At 39.7% G+C, this 16791-nt stretch carries 18 protein-coding genes; 16 read left to right on the top strand and 2 right to left on the bottom strand.

The annotated features are described in order from the left end of the window. Window positions 1–35: 35 nt before the first annotated feature. Complete coding sequence (locus RV13_RS10195) at window positions 36–1802, bottom strand: Na/Pi cotransporter family protein (RefSeq protein ID WP_060789334.1); 1767 nt, start codon at window positions 1800–1802, stop codon at window positions 36–38. A gap of 267 nt (window positions 1803–2069) precedes the next feature. Here RV13_RS10195 and gad point away from each other — a divergent pair, with 267 nt between their 5' ends. From gad to RV13_RS10125, 14 genes are all read left to right on the top strand, one after another. Next, on the top strand, window positions 2070–3470 hold the full coding sequence (gene gad, locus RV13_RS10190) for a glutamate decarboxylase (RefSeq protein WP_060789333.1): 1401 nt from the start codon (window positions 2070–2072) through the stop codon (window positions 3468–3470). A gap of 23 nt (window positions 3471–3493) precedes the next feature. Continuing rightward, entirely contained in the window at window positions 3494–3811 is a 318-nt protein-coding gene (locus tag RV13_RS10185; RefSeq protein ID WP_010743853.1) for a DsrE family protein, read from the top strand. A 202-nt stretch (window positions 3812–4013) separates the two neighbouring features. Further along, a complete protein-coding gene (locus RV13_RS10180; RefSeq protein WP_060789332.1) occupies window positions 4014–5939 on the top strand; it encodes a BglG family transcription antiterminator in 1926 nt (641 codons plus the stop codon). Window positions 5940–5943: 4 nt separating this feature from the next. Beyond that, window positions 5944–6270 carry a PTS lactose/cellobiose transporter subunit IIA gene (locus RV13_RS10175; protein ID WP_028021183.1) on the top strand — a complete coding sequence of 109 codons (327 nt, stop codon included), beginning with the start codon at window positions 5944–5946 and terminating at the stop codon, window positions 6268–6270. Window positions 6271–6287: 17 nt separating this feature from the next. Further along, window positions 6288–6626, top strand: a complete 339-nt coding sequence (locus RV13_RS10170; protein WP_028021182.1) for a PTS sugar transporter subunit IIB — start codon at window positions 6288–6290, stop codon at window positions 6624–6626. A 15-nt stretch (window positions 6627–6641) separates the two neighbouring features. Beyond that, on the top strand, window positions 6642–7991 hold the full coding sequence (locus RV13_RS10165; protein WP_028021181.1) for a PTS sugar transporter subunit IIC: 1350 nt from the start codon (window positions 6642–6644) through the stop codon (window positions 7989–7991). Between the two features lie 61 nt (window positions 7992–8052). Further along, window positions 8053–9135: a M24 family metallopeptidase gene (locus RV13_RS10160; protein WP_060789331.1), complete on the top strand. Its 1083-nt coding sequence runs from the start codon at window positions 8053–8055 to the stop codon at window positions 9133–9135. Continuing rightward, entirely contained in the window at window positions 9119–10165 is a 1047-nt protein-coding gene (locus RV13_RS10155) for a M42 family metallopeptidase (RefSeq protein WP_060789330.1), read from the top strand. Before RV13_RS10160 ends, RV13_RS10155 begins: the two co-directional genes overlap by 17 nt. After that, window positions 10152–11345, top strand: a complete 1194-nt coding sequence (locus RV13_RS10150) for a MalY/PatB family protein (protein WP_060789329.1) — start codon at window positions 10152–10154, stop codon at window positions 11343–11345. The genes RV13_RS10155 and RV13_RS10150 overlap by 14 nt, the downstream gene beginning before the upstream one ends. A 183-nt stretch (window positions 11346–11528) precedes the next feature. Next, window positions 11529–13169, top strand: a complete 1641-nt coding sequence (locus RV13_RS10145) for a BglG family transcription antiterminator (protein ID WP_060789328.1) — start codon at window positions 11529–11531, stop codon at window positions 13167–13169. Beyond that, the gene (locus tag RV13_RS10140; RefSeq protein ID WP_028021176.1) at window positions 13166–13612 is read left to right on the top strand and encodes a PTS sugar transporter subunit IIA; all 447 of its coding nucleotides are present in this window, start codon (window positions 13166–13168) and stop codon (window positions 13610–13612) included. Before RV13_RS10145 ends, RV13_RS10140 begins: the two co-directional genes overlap by 4 nt. After that, the gene (locus RV13_RS10135) at window positions 13612–13893 is read left to right on the top strand and encodes a PTS sugar transporter subunit IIB (protein WP_028021175.1); all 282 of its coding nucleotides are present in this window, start codon (window positions 13612–13614) and stop codon (window positions 13891–13893) included. Before RV13_RS10140 ends, RV13_RS10135 begins: the two co-directional genes overlap by 1 nt. Window positions 13894–13897: 4 nt before the next feature. Beyond that, complete coding sequence (gene ulaA, locus RV13_RS10130; protein ID WP_060789327.1) at window positions 13898–15148, top strand: PTS ascorbate transporter subunit IIC; 1251 nt, start codon at window positions 13898–13900, stop codon at window positions 15146–15148. Then, complete coding sequence (locus RV13_RS10125; RefSeq protein WP_060789326.1) at window positions 15149–15886, top strand: sugar isomerase domain-containing protein; 738 nt, start codon at window positions 15149–15151, stop codon at window positions 15884–15886. A gap of 80 nt (window positions 15887–15966) precedes the next feature. On the opposite strand, the gene RV13_RS10120 is transcribed toward RV13_RS10125, so the two are convergent. Next, on the bottom strand, window positions 15967–16146 hold the full coding sequence (locus tag RV13_RS10120) for a hypothetical protein (protein WP_060789325.1): 180 nt from the start codon (window positions 16144–16146) through the stop codon (window positions 15967–15969). A gap of 74 nt (window positions 16147–16220) precedes the next feature. Here RV13_RS10120 and RV13_RS21010 point away from each other — a divergent pair, with 74 nt between their 5' ends. Then, complete coding sequence (locus tag RV13_RS21010; protein ID WP_010743846.1) at window positions 16221–16388, top strand: hypothetical protein; 168 nt, start codon at window positions 16221–16223, stop codon at window positions 16386–16388. Window positions 16389–16468: 80 nt separating this feature from the next. Then, complete coding sequence (locus tag RV13_RS10115) at window positions 16469–16657, top strand: CsbD family protein (protein ID WP_010743845.1); 189 nt, start codon at window positions 16469–16471, stop codon at window positions 16655–16657. Window positions 16658–16791: the final 134 nt, after the last annotated feature.

The raw sequence follows: 16791 nt of genomic DNA, 5'->3' as shown, positions 1-16791 counted from the left end.
AGCAATCCCTCAAATAATCGAGGAATTGCTTTTCACTAATCCAATACTTCTTTGCCATCACTAAGGGAATCGTCAGATGACTCCAGGGGTTCTTTGTAATGGAAATTGGAAGTATCGTATTTGAAATTGTATTTGTTTCCTAAGAAGTATTTCGCAATGTGAAGCGTCCGGTCGCTAGAACGTTCAAGGTTGGAGCTGATATCAATCAAGAGAACGCCGTCTGCTGCACGTCCTTCCCCTTTCGTCATTAGACGAATGTATTTCTTACGCAACAATTCAACCAGTTGATTGATTTCTTCTTCACGATCCAGCATTTTTTGTGCAAGTTCAACGTCATCATTTTCTAAAACTTGCATCGCATCTCGAATATTTTTTAACACTTTATCGAATAGTCGTTCAAGGTCTTCATCATGAAGCAAGAAGGTTTGCCGATTGTTGGTTGATTTCGTTTTATTTCTTTTATCCTTTGCACGTTGTTTTTCTTCTAATGCGATAGATTCTTCGACGTAGTGGATAATGTTCATTGAATGATCTCCAATGCGCTCGAAATCTTTCGTAAATTCCAGCAGCATCGCTTGTTCCTGACTTTCTAAAGGTGTCAATTCGGTTGCTGAAATTTTGACGAGGTATTCGGTCAACTCTATATCACATTGATTAATAGCATCTTCGTACTGTAGAACGTCGTCCCGCCATTCTTCCTTCGTGTCGTTGTAGTATTTACGCGCAGATTTTACTGAAGAAAGCACGTAATTCCCCATTTGAATGACTTCCCCTTTGGCCTGTTCGATGGCCATAACGGAAGAAGTGTGGATAATGGGCTCACTCAAAGTAACAGAACGAATATTCAAATTCTTCTCGCTGCCTGGGACGATTTTCTTCACGATCATCTCAATCTGCGGAATAAACCAGAATTGAATCGCTAAGTTGGAAATATTGAAGAGTCCGTGTGCGAAAGCAATCTGCATGGCTGGATTCAAGCCTAATGAACTCGCGAAAAAAATAACGAGTTTAGTAAAAGGGGCCAGTAAAATTGTAAAGATAATCGCTCCAACCAAGTTGAAAATGACATGTGATGCAGCCGTTCTTTTCGCTGCAACACTTGCGCCTAAGCAGGCAATAATAGCCGTTATCGTTGTTCCAATATTATCACCAAATAAAATCGGCAAGGCGGCTGTTAAGGAGACACTTCCTTGCATGTAAAGCTGCTGTAAGATCCCGATTGTCGCACTGGAGCTTTGTAAAACCATGGTTAACAAGGTCCCGATACCAACACCTAGTACAGGATGATGGGAGACACTGATCATCAATTCATTAAATTGCGGGAGATCTTTCAAAGGGTCCATCGCTGTACCCATTAGTTTCAATCCATAGAAAAGCGCACCAAATCCGAAAAGTATTTGCCCGATCGATTGCAACGAGGTTCGCTTTGAAAAGAAGAGTAGAATGGCGCCAGCTCCAATAATCGGCAACGCATATTCACTCAAATTAAAACCGATGATGAAAGCGGTGACAGTCGTTCCCACGTTTGCCCCCATGATAACCCCGATTGCTTGTTTTAAGGTCATAAAGCCGGCACTAACTAATCCCACAGCTAAGACCGTTGTTCCTGAGCTGCTCTGGATCAACCCTGTGACAATGATCCCGGCTAAAACGGCACGAAAGGGCGTTGAGGTAAATCGATTTAGGATTTCTCGTAATCGATTTCCGGCGGCTTTTTGCAAGCCGTCACCTAAATATTTGATCCCAAAAAGGAAAATTCCTAATCCGCCTAAGAAAGTAAAAAGCATTTCCTGATAAGACATAATGCGTCCTCCGCTATTTTTTTTTGCATGCTACTACCAAAATAATAGATTCACAAGTAAAAAGAAAGTCTTTTATTTAAAAAAATGCTGATTTTTTCGAAATAATCCGCTAATTTTAGTTTAATTCGAAAAAATCATCGGATTGATAGCAGATTGCAAGGAATTCTTTTGTATTTTTTAGCGCTTTCAGCTACTCTTATTATAGAAGAAGATTTTGTTCAACTCGGGTAAATAAGGGCACTATTTATATAGAGGAGACGTGGTCAAATGCTTTATGGAAAGAAAGATCGACGTGAGGCGAGTTACTTGGAACCAATTTTCGGATCAAAGAATGAGGATGAGCTATTGCCGTCCTATCATTTAGGAAAAAAATCCATCGAACCGCGGATCGCCTATCAGATGATTAAGGACGATCTATTAGATGAAGGAAACTCTCGTTTGAACTTGGCGACTTTTTGTCAAACCTTCATGGAACCAGAAGCAGTGAAATTAATGAGTGAGACTCTCGATAAAAATATGATCGACAAGTCTGAGTATCCCCGAACCGCTGAGATGGAAAACCGCTGCGTCAATATGATTGCAGACCTGTGGCACGCTAAGGGACCAGAGAAATACATCGGAACGTCTACGATCGGCTCATCCGAGGCCTGTATGCTAGGCGGTATGGCAATGAAATTTGCCTGGCGTAAGCGGGCTGAAAAGCTAGGTGTCGCTGTTCAGGCGAAAAAGCCGAATCTAATCATTTCGTCGGGGTATCAGGTCTGTTGGGAAAAATTCTGTGTTTATTGGAATATTGAGCTTCGTGAGATTCCAATGTCAGCGGATCATTTATCTCTAGATGTTGAAAAAGCCATAGAAGCAGTTGATGAGTATACGATCGGTATCGTAGGTATTCTTGGAATCACCTACACAGGACAATATGACGACATCGAGAAATTGGATCAGCTGGTGGAAGCATACAATCAACAGACAGAACATAAAGTGTACATTCATGTGGACGCAGCTTCAGGCGGGTTATACGCGCCGTTTGTTGAACCGGAGCTGGCATGGGATTTTCGACTGAAGAATGTCATTTCCATCAATACTTCAGGGCACAAATACGGTTTGGTTTATCCGGGCGTTGGATGGGTCGTTTGGCGAGACGAGAAATTTCTCCCAGAAGAGCTTGTCTTTAAGGTCAGCTATCTCGGTGGGGAGATGCCGACCATGGCGATCAATTTTTCCCATAGTGCATCTCAGATGATCGGACAGTATTATAATTTTGTTCGTTTTGGCTTTGAGGGGTATCAAAGTATTCATCAACGAACCCATGATGTAGCAGTTTATTTGGCTAAGGAAATCGAACAGTCGCGCCATTTTACACTTATCAATGATGGTAGTCAGTTACCACTGGTTTGCTACAAACTAGCGGAAGATTCAACACGTCAATGGACATTGTATGATTTATCTGATCGGCTGCTAATGAAGGGCTGGCAGGTTCCTTCTTACCCATTGCCGAAGAACCTAGATCATCAGATTATTCAGCGTATTGTAGTTCGAAGTGATTTTGGCATGAGTATGGCACATGATTTTATTGAGGATTTGAAGGCGGCGCTTAAAGAGCTGGAGAATAGTCATTTGGTATTTCATGAAGAGACCGAAATTAAAAATTATGGCTTCACCCATTAATGGAATATAAGGAGGCGTTTTAAATGAAAGTAGTTTTTCATGTCGATGAGTTAGGAATGATCCGAGAGGCCCGTCACAATATTGAGCATATCTTGTTATCGGAGCCAAAAGCAGATATTGTCTTGCTAATGAACGGCGAGGCCATCCAAGGATATTTATTGCCGCGTGTGATCAAGTTTATGAAAGAATACCCGCATATTACCTATCAGGCTTGTCATCATTCAATGCGTAATTTCCATGTTCGCTCAAAACAAATGCATGAGCAAGTTGAAATCATTGAATCCGGCGTCATTGGTTTGGTTGAATTGCAGGAGCAGGGGTATTCCTATATTAAGTGTTAAGCAGTTATCAAGTCCTATTTATTTAGGGCTTGTTTTTTTTCGCTTGGATCGCAATATAGTCACTATCGAGAGGGAGAAGAGTGTGCTTTAATAGTGAGTGCATCTTTTTATTCAGTCTAGTTTTGCATTTTTTAATAGAAAAAGTTGCCATTTTAAGTAAAGGGCTTACATTGCATAGTTTATCTGTAAGCGGGAGGTAGTTATGAGACAAGAAAAAATTGTTGAATACTTATATGCAAAGAAGCAAGCGATTGCTCCCAAGGCATTGGCCGCTGCATTTCAAATCTCGGAGCGAACGCTTGCAAGTGATATTAAATGGTTGAAGGACATCGGAACAACAGAAGGCTTCACCGTCGAACGAATCCGTTCCAAGGGTTATCAACTAAAAGTTATTGATCGGGAGAAGTTTCAAAGCTATCTTTCTCGTTCAGAGCAGCAAACCCACATTGATGCCTCTCTTCCACAAGAACGGATTAAGAATATCGAACTGCTTTTGCTGTTTCATGAAGAGTACATCACGATGCAGCAGATTGCGGAGTGGCTGGACGTCAGCCTATCAACCGTTAAAGCCGATATCAAGCAGGTTGAACAGTTTTGTGAGAAGTACGAGCTGACGCTTTTTAGTAAAGCGCATTATGGCTTGAAAATTATCGGGACAGAAAGTAAAAAAAGACGAGCGATTTTATACCTGCTTCGTAACACGATCCACACCCCCGTATTGACCGAAAGGTATAAGGAGTTCAATTTTACATTCGATGAAACAGACTTAAGGCGTTTTTTACAGGAACGTCTACAAAAGAATCAGTTGAAAATTAGTGATATCGTCTTTGAAAACATTGTTCAGCATATTCGTTTACTGTGCTTTCGAATCATGCAGAAAAATACGTTAAACCAAGAAGAGTCTGAAACGCTGAGAGTCGTCGATAAGTATGATCAGCTAACGGAAGAATTGGTGGATTACCTTGAAGCTGCCTATTCCATTGTTTTTTCTAAAGCAGAAAAAAATTATTTGGAAGAACAGCTGCGTGGAAAATTTGCTGTACTTGATGATGTTGAGAACAATCAGCAGTTAAAGCAAGCAATCGAAAAAGCACTAGATTTTGTGGATCGGCGTTATCAAACGCATTTTTGTGGGGATCAAGCATTAGCCAATGCACTGCTGATGCATGTGGCCCCCTTATTGCAGCGGCTTTATACAGGCCATCAGCTAGAAAATCCTATTATCGAGGATATCTACACACAGTATGCCAATGTGTTTAATGTGGCGATGGTTTTTATTAATGAGCTGAATAAAGATTTAGAAGTAGATATAAGTAAGGATGAGATCGGGTATGTCGCGATTTACTTTGCCGCAAGTTTGGAGAAGCAATCCAATCAAGTGATTGAGGATTATCAAAAGATCGCGGTTATTTGTTCTACAGGTGGAGGAGCTTCCTATTTATTGAAAGTGAATCTGGAACGTCTTTTCAGCAACGCGGAGGTCGCAACTTTTGCCTTAAATGAAATTGATCAGATCGATGACACCTTTGATTTATTGATTTCGACGGTACCAGTGCAGCAGGAGCAGTTTGACCTTCCGATCATTTATACCAAAACAATCTTGAATCAGGCAGAGATCAGCAAAATTGAACAGGACCTGAACCTTTTACGTGAATCAAGAAATAAGGTTTTCGATGTTCATCAGTTCATCCTCAGTTTATTTGATAGGAAATGGTTCCAAATTCTTGACCCTCCTGCCGAATATCTGACACTTTTGGAAAATGAAGGCGCTCGCTTAGAAGAACTGCAATGGGCGGAGCAAGGGTTCAAGCAAAGTGTCTTAGAGCGGGAAAAACTGATTGACACGATTTATCAGCATGGCATCGCTGGTCCTCATCCCATGGAACAGGCCGCGATTAAGGAAGTCATTGATGTCATTCTATTAAAAAGACCACTAACATATCGGGAAAAGCAGGTAAGAGTGATTTTCTTGATCAATATCAAGAAGGATCATTTAAATCTGCACAAAGAAATTAGTCGGTTGATGATTAAAATGATGGATGATCCGACATTAGATACCCAGTTGACAAAAATTACAAACTTTCAAGACTTTATGTCTTATATGAAAAGCTTAATGAAAGAAGGATAAAACAATGAACGATCAAGAAATGGATATTTTTAAAATTATCTCTGCGGCGGGAGATTCCCGAGGATCTGCCTTTGAAGCCTTGCGCTTAGCACGTAAAGGGAAGTTTGACGAAGCAGAAGCAAAAATGCAAGAAGCCAAAGAAAAAAGCATCGATGCACATGATGTACAGACCCAATTGATTACCAGTGAGATCAACGGCGAGAAAACGGAAACTAGCTTATTAATGGTACATGCGCAGGATCACTTAATGACCAGTATCTTAGCACGTGACTTGATCGAAGAAATGATCGGTATGTTGAAAGAACAAAGCGAAGCCAAGGCTTTGCATTAAAATAGGAGGAAAAAGGAATGAAGACATTACTAGTTTGTGCAGGAGGCTTCTCAACCACCATGATGATGGAGTCCATGAAAAAGGTGGTCAAGGAGTCAAAAAGTTTAGACGAAAAGGATTATCCCATGGAAGCAATTGGTGTTGATAAGCTAGAGCGTTACATCAACGATTATGACGTGATTTTAGTTGGGCCACAATTAAGTCATAAATATGACTTTATCAAAGGTGAAGCGGAGAAGGCGGATAAGCCGACTGTTTTATTAACCTCAGATATTTATGGGTCAATGGATGGAGCTACCGTGATGAAGCAGGCGTTAGTTGCCTACCGAAAAAATCAAGCATTAAAAACGCAATAGTTAGGAGAGAAAAAAATGGAAAATCCAAAGAAACAGGGTGCTTTTGAAAAAGTAGAAGCCTTTATTCGTAAAACATTGGTTCCAGTTGCTAACAAAGTTGACAGCAATCCTTACTTAACGGCTATTAAAAAAGGGATGGTCGTCATGACACCGGTGCTATTGCTAGGTTCTATCGCGGCGATCTTCCCCTCTATTCCAGAATTTATCAAAACACAGGCAGTAGCAAATTGGTTCGAGAATTACGGGTATATATTTGGTATTATTTCTAAAGTTTCCTTAGGGTTAGTTGGTTTATACGCGGTTTTAGCAATTTCTTATTTCTTAAGTGAGCACTATAAACTATACACCGTAGGCTCTATGTTGCTTTCTGCCATCGCGTTTTTAATCGTAGCGATGGATGTCGATGATAATGGCAATATTGTTGCTTCATATCTTGATTCAAAAGGGTTATTCACCGCTATTTTCGTAGCAATTATCTCAGTGAAGCTGTATCAGTTTTTTACGAAGCACAAGCTGGTAATTAAGATGCCTGAAGGAGTACCTGATTTTGTTTCCAGCTCATTCGAACTGATTACACCAACGGCCGCTATCGGCGTTTTATTCATTGTGATTCGGTCAGTTACCGATAGTTTGTCGGGCGGTGTACTTCTTCCACAGGTTATCATGGATGTTTTGGCACCAGCAATCGGTAGCTTGGATTCATTGTGGATCATCTATTTTGTTTTGGTATTGCGTTTAGTCTTCTGGTTTTTCGGGATTCATTCAGCAGTATTGTCACCAATCCTTTCACCAATTGCCGTGCAGTATTTGTCAGAAAATATCGCTGCTCATGAAGCAGGTGAACCGCTACAGCACGTGATTACGAATGGAACATTATCTGCGTTTGCGAATTTTTCTGGTTCAGGAGTGACGATCGGTCTGGTGTTGGCAATGCTGATCAGCAAGTCGTTACGCTATAAAAAGGTTGGAGCAGTGGCTTTATTGCCATCTTTATTCGGGATTAATGAGCCGGTACTTTTTGGGGTTCCAATCATTTTGAATCCGGTGTTAATGATTCCATTCATTTTTGGTGGCGCTTTAGTTGGAATGTTCCCAATGATTTGTATGAAATTAGGATTATTGAATTTCCCAATTTTCGATCCGCCTTATGTTCCGGTGTTTATGGAAGGCTTCTTAACGGGATTTGATTGGCGTGCGATCGTCATTCAGGTAATTCAGGTAGCTATGTCCTTTGGCTTATATCTGCCGTTCTTTAAGGTATTAGAAAAACAAGAATTAGAACGAGAAGCACAATTAGAAGCCGAAAAAGCCAATTCCGTCATTTCCGATGACGACGAACAATATTTAACGGATATTGATTTCTAACCAATAAAGCGGGTGTGACGAGAGTTTTGTCGCACCTTTTTTTAATGAAGGAGAGTGTCACATGAACGTGGATGAATTACGTAAAAAAATTGCTGCAGCTAATTTAGCAGGACTACTCGTGACAGATAAGATCAATCGCCGCTATCTATGCGGATTTACTGGATCGAATGGTTTGTTGCTGGTTACAGAGAATACGCTGCGATTATTTGTGGATGGCCGCTATACAAAACAGGCGCAGCAGCAAACTAGTAATGTCGAGATTTGTGAAATACCTGTAGGAGGCAGCCTAATTGAAACGCTGCGGCCATTTATAAAAGGGTTAGCCCTAGGATTTGAAGCCGGAACGATTTCATATCAGTTGTTTAGTACCCTTCAAACAGCAGTAGCTGAAGAAGAGGGGCATTTAGTCGAAACAAAGAATATGATAGAAAGCTTGCGAATGGTCAAACAACCGGAAGAAATCGCGGCAATCAAGCAGGCGGCATCGATCGCTGATCAAACCTTAGAAAAAATTCTGCCAATGATCCGTGTCGGAATGACCGAATTGGAACTAGCGAACGAAATTGACTATCACAGCAAAAAACTAGGAAGTGAAGGTGCGGCCTTCGAGACAATCGTGGCTTCAGGAGAACGAACGGCCTTGCCTCATGCCCATGCCAGTCAGAAAAAAATTGCGGAAAATGAACTGATTATGATTGATTTTGGGACGATCTATCAAGGTTATTATTCGGATATCACTCGAACCTTTGGATTTGGTGAAGTACCGAAGGCGATTAAAGAAGCTTATCAAACCCTGCTATCCGCTCAAAAACACGCCGTTGCCGCAGTTTCGCTAGGGAAAAAGCTTGGAGAAATTGATCAAATGGCACGGATGTTTTTGGAGCAAAGAGGACTGGATCAATTTTTCAGCCACAATTTAGGGCATGGACTTGGCCTTTCTTGTCATGAATATCCTGCATTAGCGCCACAAGAAACGGTGACCATTGAAAAAAATATGACATTTACCATCGAGCCAGGCATTTATTTGCCAGAAGCAGGCTTTGGCATTCGAATCGAAGATGATGTGGTCGTGAACGATAGTGGAGACGCTGAGAGTTTAACACGATTTAATAAGGAGTGGATGACAATTGGTTGCAACGGATAGCTTATTGATGGCTCTTTCCAATCTAGATGCTTTACCTGGACAAGAGACGCAGGTCCAGCGAGCATTACAAGAAACGATTGAAGGACCCAATAGAAAAGACACGTTTGGGAATGTGTACTTTGGTGATTTGGAGGCAAAAAAGAAGAAAGTTGCATTATATGCTCATATGGATGAGGTTGGCTTTTTCGTCCATCAAATCACGGAGGATGGATTTGTTTACTTTTATCCTATTGGCGGATGGTGGGGTCATGTGGTATTAGGGCAACAGGTAAGGGCGACCTGTCGTAAAAATGGCGCTGTTTTGGAGGGTGTTGTGGGAACGTTACCCAAAGCAAGTCATAATATGAATGATGTTGTATCAATCAGTGAAATGTATATTGATTTCGGCGTCCACTCAAAAGCAGAATTAGAAGCAGCAGGCCTGCAAATTGGAGATATGATCTTGCCGAACGCTCAGGCGAAGAAAAGCTTCAATCATGAGAAGGTCGTTGGTAAGGCGTTAGACAATCGAATAGCCTGTACGATTATGGCTCAGGTAAAAAATCGAGTTCAGACAAAAAAGATTGAACTTATCGGCGTAGCGACTGTTCAAGAAGAAGCAGGAACTCGAGGCTCGAAAGTGGCTGCTTCTCAGGTCAATGGGGATATAAATATCGTGATTGACGTCGCCAATGGAAAAGACACACCGAAAGCCGCAGAGGTGCCAAATCGAATTCAAGGCGATGGCCCGGGACTAGTTTTGGCGGATAAAACCGCGTTGGGAAACCTAAAATTATTGGACTATTGCAGAGAAATTGCTGAAAAGAAGAATATCCCTTGGCAGTATGATTTACTAGGTGGCGGCGGGACAGACGCGGGCTCGGTTCAATTGTTTGCTGGAAAACCGACACTGGTCGTTTGTATTCCTGTCCGCTATTGTCATTCATGGAATTCCATCGTAAAAATTTCCGATATAGAGGCAACGATCGAGTTATTATCAGCAGTTGTTCGTTCGTTTGACGAGGGAGGAATTGATTTTGAGCAATTTTAGGGAGCAACGGTCTCGTTATGACACCTATTCGACCCAATGGGATTATGTGCAAGATCGGTTTGGTGAGAAAAATTTATTGCCCTTCTCCATTTCAGACACAGATTTTATGATTCCTGATGGAACGATCGATGTTTTGTCTAAAGCGGTTGATCGTGGATTTTTTGGCTATACACGATGGAATCATCTGGACTACAAACAAAGTATCAGTCGTTGGTTCCAACAGGCGTTCACTTGCTGGATTGATCCGAACTGGTGTGTTTATTCACCAAGTGTGATCTATAGTTTATCCGTTTGTCTTCAACTTCTGAGTAAAACAGGCGAAAAAATTGTAACGTTCACACCTTGCTATGACGCTTTTTTCAATTGTATCAGTGGCAATGAACGAGCATTGATTACTTTCTCACTGACGAACGATAAGGAGCGTTTTACCATTGATTTCTCTGCTTTAGAAGAAATTTTTGCTGCAGAAAAGCCCGCAATTTTCCTGTTGTGTAATCCCCACAATCCTACTGGTCGCGTTTTTACAGAGGAAGAATTGACTCATTTGATTACATTGTGCAACAAATACTCTGTGGCAATCATTAGCGATGAGATTCACATGGATGTGCGCCGACCTGGTAAAAAACATTTGCCGATTCTAGCGTTTATTAATCAGATCGAAGTACCTGTAGTGTTGCTGTCTTCTGTTTCAAAAACCTTCAATTCTCCAGGACTTGGTGGGTCCTATGGGATTTTTCCAGAAGAAGTATTGCGGGAGAAATTTCTGAATATTCTAAAGGGGCGGGATGGTCTATCCTCTATTCCTTATCCCGCATTGCTAGCGACGATGGATTGCTATAATAATCAAAAACAGTGGGTAGAAGAACTAAATCGAACGGTGGACGAAAATTTCACTGCTTTGAAAGAAATTTTAGCAAAGGACTCGCGAATTGATTTTAGGATACCGGAAGCCACTTATTTAGGCTGGATCAATATCGCTAAGCTGCCTTACACGATGGACGAATTGCAAACCGTGTTAGTAAAGCAAGAAAAAGTAGCCATCATGAAGGGTGAGACTTATGGAGTGGAAGGGCAGCGTTATCTGCGGTTTAATCTTGGTGCACCTAAAGAAAAAATCGTCGATGGTGCCGAGCGACTCCTACGTGCGATTCGATCTTTAGATGAAAGATCCTCTAAATAGAGGGTCTTTTTTTTTAAGAAAGGAAGTATAATTGTTGAAAACTCGTTATATTTTGAAACATTTTTGCATGGCTTTAAAAATGTTCAATTGAGTGTTCAATGTTTTTTTATTTTTCAGACTATTTTTTTGGTCTACTAGCAAAAAGAGCGGCGTGCTACATTATGGATGAAGGTGAGGATGATAATGACGAATAAAAATATAGATAGTAAGTACCGAAAATTTTTAATTGTAAAGCGGTTGCTTGATCAAGAACACTTGAGTTATCAGCAATTATCAGATGAATACTATGTTTCTCGAAGTAGTATCGCTAACGATCTTTCTTTTATTAAGGAACTATTTTCTAAGGAGGACTTGGCTCTTACCTTTGACAATTCAGGAACGTTTTTTAAAGGAAGCGAGGTTCAGATTCAAAAGATTTTGAAACGCACTATTTTGAACTTACTTAATAGTGATCTATCAGTTGAGATATTTATTGATAGTGAGTTGATGCAGAAAGTATCACAAGGTTTTTATAAATCATTAACCGAAAAAAAAATCGAGATTCCTGAAAGCTATATGCAAAATATTATTGTTTCAATCGTTTTGATCATTCAGAGAGCTAAAGAAGATCATCATATTCATTTAGAAGGATCTAATCAATACGGACAATTCTTCTTAGAATTTGATAAATATCCATTAGTTTATGGGCTCTTGAATGAATTGGAGAAACAGAATATTTATACTTTTTCGCAAGAAGAGATTCAATATTTGACCTATTTGATTGTAGGGAGTGGCTTGCGATTCTTTATGAAAGACGAAGCGATTCCATTTGCTTTTCGTGGAAAAGTTCGGTTTCTAATTCAAAAAGTCAGCGAAGGCCTACAAACTGATTTAACACAAGACAGTCGGTTAGAGGAAGACTTAGTGATTCACTTATATCAGCTAATCTTACGTCTTGAGGCACAGTCTTCTGTCATAAATCCGATGATTGATGAAATTAAGCAAACGTATCCAGCACTTTACGGCGTCGTATGGTTTGGGTTGGTTGAATTTTGTAAGCATTACCAAATTACTTTGACAGATGATGAAGTTGGTTTTGTAAGCATTCATTTCCAAGCTGCGATGGAACGGGTCAAGAAAATGCATAAAGTCCTTTTCGTTTGTCCAAATGGAATCGGAACCAGCTCTTTCGTATCAGCAAAGATTCGAAGAATTCTACCAGATGTGAATAGCATTGAAACAGCCTCAACTTCAAAACTTGAAGATATGGATCTTTCTGATGTCGATTTTATTATTTCAACGGTAGAATTTCCTGATACTGAAAAACCAGTCGTTCGCATAAGTCCGATGGTGACGGTTCAAGATATGAAACGGATCATGAACCAATATATTGATCTGATTATTGCACGAGAAGAAAAAAATGCTCCTAAATTGGAGGTAGCAAGTGAGACAAAGGATTTTATTGCTCAAAATATTCTATTTCATCATTTTTCTACCAAAGAGGACGCCCTCAATTATTTGATTGATCGACAAGAATTTTCGGATGAACGATTGGCGGATAAATTTAGGGCTTCTGTCTGGGAGCGTGAAAGATTGCAATCGACCTATCTAGATAACGGCTTTGCGATTCCTCATGGTTCGCCAGAATTTGTTGAGAAAACAGCGATTGCAATCTTGATTTTGGATAAGGCAATTAATTGGGGCAATCAAAAAGTCGATATTCTCATTTTACTAATGATTAAGGAAGAAGACATCCAAAAAGTTGAACCTGTGATGGAGCTTGTAATGCAGGGGATTGAGGATAAGGAATGGTTTATATCAAAAATGATGGAGGTTAAGGCATGAGTTCAATAAATACAATACTGCCAAGAGAACAAATTCAAGTTATTGAAACAATGGACAGTTGGCAGGCTGCAGCTAAACTTGCTGGACAGCCACTATTGAAAAAGGGTTTTATTACGAAGAATTATATTCAATCGATGATCCAAAGTGTGAATGATTATGGACCTTACATGGTCATAGCCGATTATTTTGCGCTGTTGCATGCTCGTCCAGGTGAAGGAGTCAATCAACAAAGCATGAGCCTGCTGGTTATAAAAGAGCCAGTAGATATGCTGGGTAAGCCAGTTAAAATTTTTATGGTTTTGGCAGCAGAAGATAACCAAAGTCATTTAGATAGTCTACAGAAGATTATGGCAATTTTTATGGAGCCGAAAAACTATCAAATAATTTTAAATGGAAGTAAAGAAGAAATAATTACACTTTTTAGTGAAAGGGGAATTGAATGATGAAAATTTTAGCAGTATGTGGATTTGGGGTCGGCAGTTCAATGGTTTTAAAAATGTCAATTGATAAAGTTGTGAGGGAATTAGGGCTGAAAGCAACTGTAGAAAATACGGATCTTTCAACAGCAAAAGCGACACCAGCAGATGTTTATTTTACCAGCAATGAGTTACTGCCAGAATTGAAGGGAGCCGTCAAATCACCTGTCTATCCAATCAAAAAATATATGGATGTCGTAGAAATACGCGAACAAATGGAAAAATATCTAAACGAAAGAGAGGGGTAGGAAAATGAGTTTTATTACAGATCATATTCTAAAAAATCCGCCTGTTTTACTTGGATTAATTGCAATGATTGGATTGCTCGTTCAACGAAAATCAATTTCTGAAATTGTTAAAGGTTCTATGACTGCGGCTTTTGGAATGGTCATATTGACCGCAGGTGTCAATATGTTGGTGGGAACGATCGCGCCAATCAATGCTGCTGTTCAAACGCAGCTAGGTGTAAAAGTTGCTGAGGGATTGTCTGATGTTACTTTCACTGCAGATTATGGTGGAACAGTTGGTCTAGCTATGTTCTTAGGATTGATTCTACATTTACTGATTGCTCGCTTTACGCCAATTAAAACAATTTTTTTAACTGGTCATATGCTATGGTGGTTTCCATTTGTATTAGTCGCTGGTGGTGTTGAGGCTGGTTTAAAAGGGATGATGTTAGTTATTGTCAGTGCTGTTTTGTCAGCAATTTATTGGTCAGTTATGCCATGGATTATGCGAAAATATGTATGGGATGCTACCGGAGATGATTCTTTCTTGATTGGTCATCCAACCGGAATCTTATCATTGATTTCGGGATTTGTTGCTAAGCGTGTCGGAAATAAAGAACGTTCCACTGAGGATTTAAATATACCAGAAAGCCTATCGTTTTTTAGGGAAATATCAATTACTGGTGGATTAGTTATGTTTCTAATGAACTTAGCTGTAGGAGTCATTGCACCAGTTCTAATTCCAAATGACGGAAATTTAATTATGTTTGCGGTTGAAGCAGGTTTGAATTTTGGCGCAGGATTGCTGATAATGCTTTATGGCGTTCGTTTATTGATTAATCAAATTATTCCTGCCTTTCAAGGAATTGCTGAAAAGGTTGTTCCTGGGGCGAAACCGGCTTTTGACGTACCAATTCTTTTCAATTATCGTCCAAATGCTGTGATTATTGGTTTTATCATAGCTATGATTACTTCAACAGTCTTAGTCATTGTTGTAAATAGTTTTGATTTATTCGGTATTTTAATCGTTCCATTAGTTATCACTAGTTTCTTTGAATGTGGTGGCGCAGCTGTAATTGGTGAAGGTCAAGGAGGGCTTCGCGGAGCAATCATAGGAACCGCTGTGTCAGCTATCGCTATGGTTCTGTTAGTGGGTTTTTCAGCAGTTGTCTTCAGTACCACAATTCAGAATTGGCTACTGATTTTCGGCGGAAATGATCTTTCTTTATGGGGCATGGTTGGAAAATTTATCAGTAGTTTGTTTGGAGGGTTTTAAATGTTTCAATATTTTGATCGTATACAGGAGATTTTAAATGAGGTTGAAGTATCGGAAGCTTCCGCCATCAATCAAACAATTGATCTGTTGACAGAAGCAAATTTAAATCAAAAAGGAATTTATATTTTTGGTGCTAGTCATGCAGGGATTTTAGCTGAAGAATTGTATTATCGAGCAGGTGGGATGATGACGATCAATGCAATCTTTGGCAGAGAGTTGATGTTGGATCAATCTCCCATAACAGTAACTAGTAAAATGGAACGATTGGAAGGGTATGGTACAACATTAGCTTCAACGATTCCTTTTAATGAAGGGGATGTGTTGATTCTTCATTCAGTATCTGGTCGAAATCCGGTAACGATTGATTTAGCGTTTGCGGCAAAAGAAAAAAAAGTGAAGATTGTTGCTTTAACCAACGTAAATTACTCAAAGCAGATTACTAGTAGACATTCTTCAGGAAAACGATTATTTGAATTAGCGGATGTTATTTTGGATAATCATGGAGATATTGGTGATGCCTGCTGCTCAATCGAAGGAATCGAACAAAAAGTTGGTCCTAGCTCAACAGTCGTAGGAGCAACAATGCTAAATACGATTATTGTTGAAGTAACTCGTAAATTAATTGAGCAAGGAATCGAATATCCACCAATTTTCTACTCTGCAAACATCGATGGCGGTGATCAATTGAATCAGCAACTATTCAAGAAATATGAAAAAGTTATCAATTACAGTCTTTAAAGAAAAGAAGTCCGTTTTAATTATCTTGATGATTATGGGATTATTACGAAAAAAGCAGAGAAGCAGTCAACAAATTTTGGCTACTTCTCTGCTTTTTCGTTCCATTTTTTGGGGCTCCAAATATTCCCCTCTAATGCTATTTGAAGACTCTCGTTGTCGTCTTCTAGCTGTTCGATGTATTTAATTACTTCATCAACAACAAATTTATTCTGCTCATTGGAAATCGCAGCCAATTGTTCTTGCAACCATGTATTTCGCATTTACTTCACCTCAAAAGCAGTGTAGCATAGAATTAATTAGTAGTCGGTGCGTGATGCTTGAGAGGAGAAATACAATGGAATTGAATGAAAGCGTTCTCTGCGAGATAAAAACAGAATTAGCTGCGGCAAAAATCGAGCTGGAACGATTGAAGCAGTTAGAATTCTCTAGTGAATTAAAGAATCAGCGTATAAAAACGCTACAGCAAGAAATTCAACAGGCAGAGCGCCTATTGAAAGGCTAAGCAGATTCTTAGCCTTCTAAATTTACGGGTGGTAAACTATTGTTAGAAGTAATCATCGGTATGAATGAGGAGGGCTTATTATGGCTAACAATGATGAATTAAAAGGAAAAGTAAACGAAGCAAAAGGAAAAGTTACAGACGATGAATCAACAGAATTAAAGGGCAAAATCCAACAAGGTTTCGGTAAAGCGAAGGATAAAGCCAAAGAAGCCGCAGATGATGTTGCTGGTAAGATCAACAAGAAAATTGACAAAGAAAAAGAAGATTAATCATTTAGACCTGCTGCGGCAGGTCTATTTTTATATTTTCTATCAGGGGCGATAAACAGTGAACGCGACATTATTATCTCGTAGTAAGGGTCTATTAGTGTTTGACATATAATTTCTAATGAAAGCCTTTTTTA

Source organism: Enterococcus raffinosus (assembly GCF_001886185.1).
GTDB classification, from domain to species: Bacteria; Bacillota; Bacilli; order Lactobacillales; family Enterococcaceae; genus Enterococcus_A; species Enterococcus_A raffinosus.
This window is presented reverse-complemented; position numbering and strand designations above follow the sequence as displayed.